The 6,747-nt window shown below is 77.0% G+C and carries 3 protein-coding genes; 2 read left to right on the forward strand and 1 reads right to left on the reverse strand.

The features are described from left to right. Positions 1 to 102: 102 nt before the first annotated feature. Positions 103 to 1,971 (forward strand): ABC transporter ATP-binding protein, encoded by a 1,869-nt coding sequence (locus GTR00_RS10970; RefSeq protein WP_166611659.1) that lies wholly within the window; start codon positions 103 to 105, stop codon positions 1,969 to 1,971. Between the two features lie 51 nt (positions 1,972 to 2,022). Here GTR00_RS10970 and GTR00_RS10975 read toward each other — a convergent pair whose 3' ends face one another. Next, entirely contained in the window at positions 2,023 to 3,831 is a 1,809-nt protein-coding gene (locus GTR00_RS10975; protein WP_166611660.1) for a bifunctional metallophosphatase/5'-nucleotidase, read from the reverse strand. Positions 3,832 to 4,074: 243 nt separating this feature from the next. Between GTR00_RS10975 and GTR00_RS10980 the strand changes: the two genes are divergently transcribed. Beyond that, entirely contained in the window at positions 4,075 to 6,675 is a 2,601-nt protein-coding gene (locus GTR00_RS10980; protein WP_166611661.1) for an ExeM/NucH family extracellular endonuclease, read from the forward strand. Positions 6,676 to 6,747 lie beyond the last annotated feature (72 nt).

Here is a 6,747-nt window from a genome sequence, read left to right on the forward strand (position 1 = left end):
GGCGCGCTGCGACCGCGTCGTGCTGCTCACCGACGGCGCCGCCCGCACCGGCACCCACGCCGAGCTGCTCGACGAGCCCGCCTACGCCGCGGCGGTGCTGCGGTGAGCGCCCCCACCACCGGGCCGGGCGCCCCGACCGGCGCTCCCACCACCGTCCCCTCCGGAGCCGCTGCCGCGCTGCCGGTGGCCACCGCCCGGCGCACCGGCGCGGTGCTGGCCGCCACCGCCCGCGCGCACCGGCGCACCCTGCTGGCCGCGCTGGCCACCACCGCCGCCTCCAGCGCCGGGCTGGTGCTGGTGCCGCTGCTGCTGGGCCGCGTCGTGGACGTCGTCGTCGCCGTCCTGGGCGACGGCGCCGGGCTGGACGCCGGCGAGGAGCGGCGGCTGCAGGTGCTGTTCGCGGCGCTGGCCGCGGTCGTGGCGCTCACCGCCGTCCTCACCGCCCTGGCGCGCGCGCGCAGCGAGCGCCTGGGCGTGGAGGTCGCCGCCGACCTGCGCGAGCGGGTGGTGGACCGCTCCCTGCGCCTGGACGCCGAGCGCCTCGAGCGCGCCGGCAGCGGCGACGTCGCCTCCCGCGTCACCGAGGACGTGGAGCTGTTCACCTCCTCCACCGAGCTGGTGGCCACCGTGCTGACGTCCCTGGTCACCGTCGTGCTGGCCGCCGCCGGCTTCGCCGCCCTGGACTGGCGCCTGGCGCTGGCGTTCAGCACCGTCTTCCCCGTCTACGCCATCGCGCTGCGCAGCTACCTGCCGCGCGCGGCGCCGCTGTACGCGCGCGAGCGCGCCGTGGCCGCGCAGCGCTCCCGCGTCGTGCTGGAGTCCCTGCACGGCACCCGCACCGTGCAGGCCTACGGCGCGCAGCAGGCCCAGACCGCCCGCGTCGAGCGCGCCTCCGCGCGCGGCGTCGGCGCCGCCCTGGACGCGCTGCGCGTGTTCGCGCGCCTGTCGGTGTCGATGAACGCCGCCGAGGCGGTCGGGCTGTCCGCGCTGCTGCTCACCGGGTTCCACCTGGTGCGCGCCGGCGCCGTCAGCGTCGGCGACGTCACCGCCGCCGCGCTGCTCTTCCACCGCCTCTTCGGCCCGCTGGGCGTGCTGCTGCTCAGCTTCGACGACGTCCAGCGCGCCGGGGCGGCGCTGGCGCGCCTGGTGGGCGTCGCCGACCTGGAACCGCCGCCGGAGCGCACGCGGCGCCGCGTGCGCCACCCCGCGGCGCTGGCCGTGCGCGGCCTGAGCCACGCCTACGCCGGTGGCCCGCCCGTGCTGCACGGCGTGGACCTCGACGTGCCCGCCGGCGCCAGCCTGGCCGTCGTCGGCGAGTCCGGGGCCGGCAAGTCCACGCTGGCGGCGCTGCTGGGCGGCGTGCACGCCCCCGAACCCGGTCGCGTCCTGCTCGACGGCACCGACCTGGCCGAGCTGGACCCGGCGCAGCTGCGCGAGCACGTGGCCGTGGTCACCCAGGAGGCGCACGTGTTCACCGGCACCCTGCGCGAGGACCTGGCGCTGGCCGCCCCCGGCGCGCCCGACGAGCACCTGCTCGCGGCGCTGGCGGCCGTGGGCGCCGACGGCTGGGCGGGCGCCCTGCCGCACGGGCTGGGCACCCGCGTGGGCGCCGGGGCGCACCCGCTGACCGCCGCGCAGGAGCAGCAGCTGGCCCTGGCGCGCGTGGTGCTGCGCGACCCCGCCCTCGTCGTCCTCGACGAGGCCACCGCCGAGGCCGGCAGCGCCGGGGCGCGCGCGCTGGAGGACGCCGCCCGCGCGGTCACCGCCGGGCGCACCGCGGTGGTCGTGGCGCACCGGCTGACCCAGGCGCGCGCCTGCGACCGCATCGCCGTCCTGGAGGGCGGCCGGCTGGTGGAGCTGGGCAGCCACGAGGAGCTGCTCGCCGCCGGCGGGCGCTACGCGCGGCTGTGGGGCACCTGGAGCGCCAGCGCGCCGGCGGCGGACGCCGGCGGCCACCCCCGCACCGCGTGAGGCGCCCGCCCGGTCCCGACGGGACCGGGCGGGCGCCGGGGGCGGACCGGATCAGGGCAGCGCCGTGATGCGGCCCTCGCCGCCCACCGGGTAGTCCGCGGCGCCGACCCGGCCGGCCAGGTCGCCGGTCAGGTACGTCGCCAGCGCCTGCTGGTAGGTCACCGGCAGCACGCTGAAGGCGACGCCGTCGAAGGGGAACCCGTCCCCGCCGCGCAGCATGAAGTCGATCGTCGCCACCGACAGGGTGCGCACCGCGCCGGTGGGCACCCCGCCGCGCACCAGGGCGGTGCCGTCGTCCAGCACCAGGTCCACGACGCGCGAGCCGGCCGGGCGGGCCGGGTCGTAGCTGACGCGGTAGCCGGCCGCCTGCGCGAACGACCCGGCCGGCTGCAGCACCCCGCCGGCGACCTGCGCGGACAGGCCGTGCTCGACGCCGGCGACGAACGTCTCCACCGGCATCGCCGGGGCGACGCCGACGAAGTTGGCGAAGGGCAGCACCGTGTAGGTGTCCAGGGCGGTGACGTCGCCGGCGGGCAGCACGGAGGCGTTGCGGATGCCGCCGCCGTTCTGCAGCGCCACGACCGGCGCGGCCACCCCGGCCGCTGCCGCCTCGCGGCGCCCCGCGGCCAGCAGGGCGTCGGTGGCCAGGTTCCCCAGGTTCGTCTCGCGGCTGCGGACGTCGTTGCGCACGCCGTTCAGCGGCACCTGCGAGCGGGCCAGGACCCGCCGGGCCAGGGAGGAGACGTACTCCTGCACCGGCTGCACGACCTGCTGGTGCACCGCGGCGTCGGGCTGCACGGCGTCCGGGCCCTGCGCGAGGACGGGGATCGGCCGCGAGGCCGCCTCGTCGACGGCGAGGAGCTCGCCACGCTCGTCGAAGGTGACGACGAGGCGCCCGACGTAGGTGTGCAGGGCGTTGGTGGTCACGACGGGCACGACGCGCCCGTCGGCGTCGGTCGGGGTCAGCGGGTAGCGCCCGTGGGGGGTCACGCCGTTGGCGACCAGGGGGTCGCCGGGGTCGGCGAGCAGCTCGTGCCCGCCACCGCCGACGATCACGTCGACGCCGTGCAGCTGCCCGGCCAGGGCCACCTCGTTGTCGATGTCCTGCAGGTGCGAGACCAGGACGACCTTGTCGACGCCGGCGGCGGCGTAGGCGGCGGCCTGGGCGTTGGCGATGCGCGCCAGGTCCGGGTCGACGGTGACACCGCGCGAACTGCTCAGACGCGGCAGCTCGGGGGTGGTCAAGCCGATGACGCCGATGCGCTCGCCCTTGATCTCTTCGACGTGGGTGCGCACGATCGTGCCGTCCTCGACCTCCGCCAGCAGGCGCGGCTCGGCGCCGAAGCCGAGGTTGCCCGCGACGAACGCCGTGCCCGGGGACACGTCGCCCAGCCAGCGGGCCAGGAAGTCGGGGTTCTGGTCGAAGTCGTGGTTGCCGAAGACCGAGACGTCGAACCCGGCGGCGCTGAACGCCGTCGCGTCGTGGATCGGCCGCCCGGAGCCCTCGCTGGCCGCCAGCTGCGGGCCGGGCAGGAAGTTGTCGCCGGCGGAGACGGTCAGCACGCCGCGCTTGCCGGCCTGACCGGGACCGGGGGCGCCGGTGACGGCGGCGCGCTGCTCGCGCTGGACCAGCTCCACGAAGCGGTCCACCCCGCCGTAGGTGCTGCCGTCGGTGCCCGTGACGGGCAGCAGGGAGGACTCCAGGTCGTTGGCGTGCAGGATCGTCAGGGTGAAGTCGGCCTTGGGCGGCTTGGGCGCCTTCGGGCCGGGTGCGGCGGCGGCCACGGTCGCCGGGGCCGCGGCGAGGGTGGCGGCCAGGACGAGGGCGAGCGCGCCGCGGCGCGCGGGTGCGGGGGGCATGTCTCTCCGGAGGACGGCGGTGCTGTGCGGGCGGGATCCTCGCACCTCCCAGCCGGTGCCGGGGACGGTTCGAGCCCGGTGGACCCCTCCGGACCCGCGGGGCGCGCCCCTCGTGACGCCGCGATCACCACGCCACCGGCGCGTCACCTGAAGTTAACCCGGGAGCGCCCCCGGGCGGTGCGGAGCACCCGTCGCGCCGGGTTACCTTCTGAGCATCCCCCGTGCCCGTCCGGAAGGACCCCCATGCCCAGCCGTTCCCGCGCGACGCGCCTGACCGGCGGCTGCGTCGCCCTCGGCGTCGCCGGTGCCGCGCTCACCGCGCTCGGCCTGCCCGCCGCCTCCGCCGCGCCGACCGCGCCGTTCGTCTCCGAGATCAGCTACGACAACTCGGCTCCCGACGACCGCGGCGAGTTCATCGAGGTGCAGCTGCCGGCCGGTACCAGCTCGGCCGGGTTGTCGCTGGCCCTCTACAACGGCAGCAGCAGCGCGGTGTACGACACCGACCCGCTGCCCGACGTCACGGCTCCGGCTGACGCACCGGCCGTGGCCGTCGTCGAGTACACCGGCACCCTGCAGAACGGCTCGCCGGACGGCGTGGCCCTGCTGCGCGGCACCGAGGTCGTGGAGTTCCTCTCCTACGAGGGCACCGTCACCGCGACCAGTGGCCCCGCTGCCGGGCGCACCAGCACCGACATCGGCGTCTCCCAGACCAACGGCACTCCCGAGGGCCAGTCGCTCTCGCGCGCCGTCGCCGCCGACGGCACCCTCACCTGGTCCGGCCCGGCCGCGGCCACCCGCGGCGCCGTCAACGCCCCCGCGGCCGCTCCGACGCCCCCCGCGCCGGCGCGGCCCGTCGAGATCGGCGCCGTGCAGGGCCCCGGCGCGACCACCCCGCTGGACCAGCAGCAGGTCACCGTCACCGGCGTCGTCGTCGGCGACACCCCCGGCCTGGGCGGGTTCTACCTGCAGGACCGCGACGGCGACGGGGACCCCGCCACCTCCGACGGGCTCTTCGTCGTCAGCACCGCCGCGGTCGACCTCGGCGACACCGTCACCGTGACCGGCCGCGCGGAGGAGGGCTTCGCGCAGACGCAGCTCGCCGCCGTGTCCGCCGTCACGGTGGTGGCCGAGGGCAGCGCGGCGGACCTGCCCGCCGCCGCCCGCCTGGACCTGCCCGCCGACGACGCCGCCCGCGAGCGCTACGAGGGGGTGCGCGTCGAGCCCGCCGACCGCCTGACCGTCAGCGAGGTCTACGCGCTCACCAGCTACGGCGAGCTCACCCTGTCCGAGGGCGGCCTGCTGGTGCAGCCCACCGAGCTGGCGCGTCCGGGCAGCGAGGGGGCGGAGGCGGTCGCCGCCGCCAACACCGCCCGCAAGATCCTGCTCGACGACGCGGACAGCGCCCGCACCAGCAACACCGCCCGCCCGTACCTGAGCCCGGCCACCCCCGTGCGCGTCGGGGACGAGCTGACGTTCACCGAGCCGCTCGTGCTCGGCTTCGGGTTCTCCGAGTGGCGCCTGATCCCCGCGGACGGCACCGCCGACGGCGTCTTCGCCCCGCAGGACACCCGGCCCGCCGCGCCCAGCCCCGTCGGCGGCGACGTGAAGGTCGGCGCGTTCAACGTGCTGAACTACTTCACCACGCTGCGCGAGCCCGGCCGCGGGGCGACGAGCGCTGCGGACTTCGAGGAGCAGGCCGGCAAGATCGTGCCCGCGATCCGCGCCCTGGGCGCCGACGTGGTCACCCTCATGGAGATCGAGGACACCGACTCCACCGGCACCAGCCCCGGGAACGCCGACGGCGCGCTGGCCGACCTGGTGCGCCGGCTGAACACCGCCGCCGGTTCCGAGGAGTGGGCGTACGTGCCCATGCCGCAGGAGCTGTACGCCGTGGACCGCGACGTCATCCGCAGCGCGATCATCTACAAGGAGGGCGTCGTGCAGCCCGTCGGCGCCCCCGTCGGCCTGGTCGACGAGACCGTGTGGTCCAACGCCCGCGAGCCCATCGCGCAGACGTTCGTCAAGGACGGCGACCGCTTCACCGTGGTCGCCAACCACTTCAAGTCCAAGAGCAGCGGTGCCGCCACGGGCGACAACGTCGACACCGGTGACGGGCAGGGGCAGTGGAACGGCGACCGCGTCCGCCAGGCGCGGTCCCTGGCCGCGTTCGTCGCGGCGCTGCGCCAGCGCAGCGGTGACGCGGACGTCGTCGCCCTGGGCGACTTCAACGCGTACACGCAGGAGGACCCGATCGAGGAGCTGCGCCGGGCCGGGCTGACCGACCTGGGCAGCGAGTTCGACCCGGGCCGCTACAGCTACGTGTTCGACGAGCTGTCCGGCTCGCTGGACCACGCGCTGGGCACCGCCGAGCTCACCCGCAAGGTGACGGGCGTGGCGCACTGGAACATCAACTCGGTCGAGTCGTTCGCCTACCAGTACGTCGGCGACCCGGCCCTGTACGCGCCGAACCCCTACCGCGCCAGCGACCACGACCCGCTGGTCCTCGGCCTCGACCTCGACGAGCGCTGCCAGGGCCTGGTGCCCACGATCCGCGGCACCGCCGGCAACGACGTGCTCACCGGCACCGACGGCCGCGACGTGGTCGTCGGCCTGGGCGGGAACGACGTCATCACCGGCGGCAACGGCGACGACGTGCTCTGCGGCGGCGCCGGGGACGACACCCTCGCCGGCGGCAACGGCGACGACGCCCTGCTCGGCGGGTTGGGCACCGACCGCCTCGCCGGCGACAACGGCGAGGACGTGCTGGTCGGCGGCCCGGGCGCCGACGTGCTCGACCCGGGCCGCGGCGGCGGCCGCCAGGACCAGGACGGCGCGGAGTCCTGACCTCCCGCCCCTGACCGCCGAGCGCCCGGGACCCCGCGGGGTCCCGGGCGCTCGCGCGCCCGGCCCGGCGCC

The sequence above is a fragment of the Kineococcus indalonis genome (genome assembly GCF_009906395.1).
GTDB classification, from domain to species: Bacteria; Actinomycetota; Actinomycetes; order Actinomycetales; family Kineococcaceae; genus Kineococcus; species Kineococcus indalonis.